General features: G+C 77.7%; 1 protein-coding gene and 1 pseudogene. One reads left to right on the top strand and one right to left on the bottom strand.

What is annotated here, in order from left to right; genetic code table 11:
* A pseudogene (locus EF918_RS34045) lies at window positions 1–505 on the bottom strand (sporulation associated protein); the annotation flags it as partial.
* A gap of 632 nt (window positions 506–1,137) precedes the next feature.
* Here EF918_RS34045 and EF918_RS34040 point away from each other — a divergent pair.
* The coding region (locus tag EF918_RS34040; protein WP_125652745.1) for an asparagine synthase-related protein at window positions 1,138–3,282 on the top strand (2,145 nt) is incomplete at its 3' end.

Here is a 3,282-nt window from a genome sequence, read left to right as displayed (position 1 = left end):
GGCGGGGAGAGGCAGGGGAAGGGGCGGAGGCCTCGCGCGCGACCGAGCTGTCCGCAGGCGATATCAGCCACCGCGAGGCGGGGGTCGCGTACGCCGCCACGGAGAAGGACCCGGCGAGCGACTGCCAGATCCCGCCGCCGGTACGCCGCCCGCCCAGGTCCAGGCGGTAGAGGTCGGTGGCCGAGCGCACCGCCGCGCCCACGTCGCGCGGGAAGGCCAGCCCGACCTCGGGCGCCGGGTCCGCGTCCGCGAGCCCGATCTCGTGCAGCGGCACCGGCCGGCCCAGCTTCGCGCCGATCGCGGCCGCGATCAGATGGGGCGCCGCACCCTGCGGCACCATCCCCTTGGACACCCAGCGGGCCACCGACGTCTTGTCGTAACGAAGCGTCAGACCCCGCTGCGCGCCCAGGTCGTTGACGCGGCGCGCCAGTCCCGCATTGCTGATGCCCGCCAGGGCGAGGACGGCGCCGAGCTTCTCGTTGGGCTCCCGGAGCTCCCTGGACATGCGCCACCCCTCGTCACACGTGGAACGCAGACGCCGCCGGGGCATAGGCGCCCGGCATTTCGTAAACCCAGCGTAGTTCCCCGCCTCCCAAGCGTTAAGGGTCCGGCTTCCGTATGGCGAGATTGTTGTCCGTACGTACGGCCGGGCCGGTGGGGCGGCGCCGGGGCGCACGTGTCAGCGCGTGCTCCACCCGTGTGGCCGTGCGCCCGTACGTGCGCTCTGGCCGGTCCCCGGGCCCGGCGATTCGATGTGCGGTGCGTGGGTCGGCCCGCTGCGTGGATCCGGCGGGCCGGGGGACACCGCCGCCTCAATCCCCGCGGGTGGCGGAACGGTCCGGGGGGCGGTCCGCCGCCCCCCGGACCGCAGCGCGTAAAAAATGGCTGAAATCGGCCTATGGGGCGAGGTGCCCCAGGAGGGGTGCCGGAAGCTCCTCCGCCAGGACTCCGACAGGGAACGGAACGTCAAGGGGCCCTGGAACGGGCGCGCATGCGGATGCATCGGCGTCCTCATGAGTCGTTCCCGCACGCCCTTCTCGTGGCAGCATGGACCCCGAGCCACCCGGGGTCCCCGTCGTCCGGCCGTCCAGCCGCCCGGCGCCCCCGGCACATGGCGCACAGGCTGGGGAGGCGGCGATGCGCTGGTTGGTGGGGTGGAGCAGTATCGCCGCGAGCTTCGGCACGGCCGGACGCCTGAGGACCGACGGATCCGCGCCGCGCGGCGGCCTAGCGGACGCACCGCCCGGCGGCGACCCCCGCGACCCGGGAGCATCCGGCGCGGACGCCGAACGCACCCTCCTCCCCGTCGGTGCGCAGCTCCTGTGGGGCGACCCCGACCCCCTCTGGGCCGTCGGCGACTGGCGCCCCGACGAGATCCGCACCGTCACCGCTGACCCCGCGGACCCCTTCACCCGCCTCGCCGTCCTCGGCTGCTGCGGCGCCGACGACGCCGAACTCCGCCGCGCCCTGTACGCCGCCCGCGGCGGCGCCCTGCGCCACCTGACCTCCTGGCCCGGCAGCTACACCGCCGTGGTCCAGGCCGGCCGCCGCATCACCGTGGTCGGTGACCTCGCCGGCGCCCGGCCCGTCTTCTACACCCCCTGGGCCGGCGGCACCGCCTACGCCACCGCCGCCCTGCCGCTGGCCGACCTCATCGAGGCCCAGCTCGACATCGGCCACCTCGCCGCGCTGCTGGCCTGCCCCGACAGCCCCGAAGCGCTGGGCGACGGCACCCCCTACGTCGGCGTCCGGCGGATCCCGCCCGGGCACGCGCTCATCCTGCGCGAGGGCTCCCGGGAGATCACCGGCTACGAGCCGGTGGCCTCGCTCGCCGTGGCCGCGCCCGAGACCGACGCCGAGCGGGCGGTGGAGGGCGTACGGGAAGCATTGGTCGACGCGGTGCGCGCCCGGCTCACGGCACCACGGCATGCCCCCGACACCGCCCCGTACGATCCGGGACCGGTCCCCGGCATGGGACCGGCCGACCGGCGCGCGGCCCGCGGCATGCCCGCGCCCGGGGTCGGCGCCGACCTCTCCGGAGGCAGCGCCTCCGCCACGCTCGCCCTGCTCGCGGCCGGACTGCCCGGGGCGCCGGGCACCCTCCCCGGCTCGCTCCCGGGCCGACCCGGCCCCGGCGGCCGGCTCCTGGCGGTCACCTTCAACGACCTCGCCGTCCCGCACGGACGCGAGGCCGAACTCGAACGGGCCCGGGCCATCGCCGCCGACCCCCGCCTCCACCACGTCGTGGTCGCCGCGGCCGAGGAAGCCCTCCCCTACGCCGACCTGGACGGGCCGCTGACCGACGAGCCCGGCCCGTCGCTGGTCCGCGCCGCCCGGGACCGCCGCCGGCTCGCCGCGGGCAGCGCCGACCACTTCATCGGGCACGGGGCCCGGCAGGTCCTCGACGCGCACCCCGCGCGGCTCGCCGACCTGCTGATGGACCGGCGCCGACGGCACCTGCTGCGCCCCGTCGCGGCGCTGGCCCGCTCGGCCGCGGACGGCGGCGGCTCCCTGCTGGTCCCCCTGACCGTGTACGCCGCCGCCCGCCGGCTGGCCCGTACGCCGTACCGCGCGGGCGTGGAGGCCGCCGCCGCCCGGCTGCGCGCCGGCCGCACCGGTGCCGGGGCCGCCCTCGGCCCGGTCGACGCCTCGCTGGCGGCCCTGAGCTGGGCCCGGCCGGGGCCGGCGGCGGGCTGGCTGACCGGGGAGGCACTGGCGGAAGTATCGATCCGCCTCAGCGCCGCCGCCGGCCGGCCCCCGCTGTCGCTGCGGCCCGGTGAGGCACGGGCCCGGGCGGTGCTGGCCCGGCACGCCGCCGACCACCGGGTGTTCGAACAGGCCGTGGAGGTGCGCAGTCAGCGGTTGCACGCGCCGTTCCTGGACAACCAGGTGGTCCGGGCGGCCCGGGCGCTGCCCGAGTCGCTCCGGGTCCAGCCGGGCGCCCGGGCCGCGGTGCTGCGCGCCGTGCTCGCCGCGTCCGGCGTCCGCGAGCTGCCGCCCGGCTGGGGCGGTGCCACCCACACCCCGCACGAGACGGCGACCCGCCTGGGCCTGCGCGCGGCCCTGCCGGACCTGCTGGCCCTGTTCACCGCGCCCCTGCTGGCGGACGCCGGCCTGGTCGAGGCCCGCGTGGTCCAACAGGCCCTGACCGACGCCGCCGAGGGCCGGGCGGTCCCGCTGGACGGCCTGGCGGACCTGGTCTCGATGGAGCTGTGGCTCCACCGTCTCCTGGCCCGCCGCGGCACGTGCTGGACCGGCAGCACCACCCCCCGCCGCCGAGCC

Source organism: Streptomyces sp. WAC06614, assembly GCF_003949795.1.
Taxonomy (GTDB): Bacteria; Actinomycetota; Actinomycetes; order Streptomycetales; family Streptomycetaceae; genus Streptomyces.
This window is presented reverse-complemented; position numbering and strand designations above follow the sequence as displayed.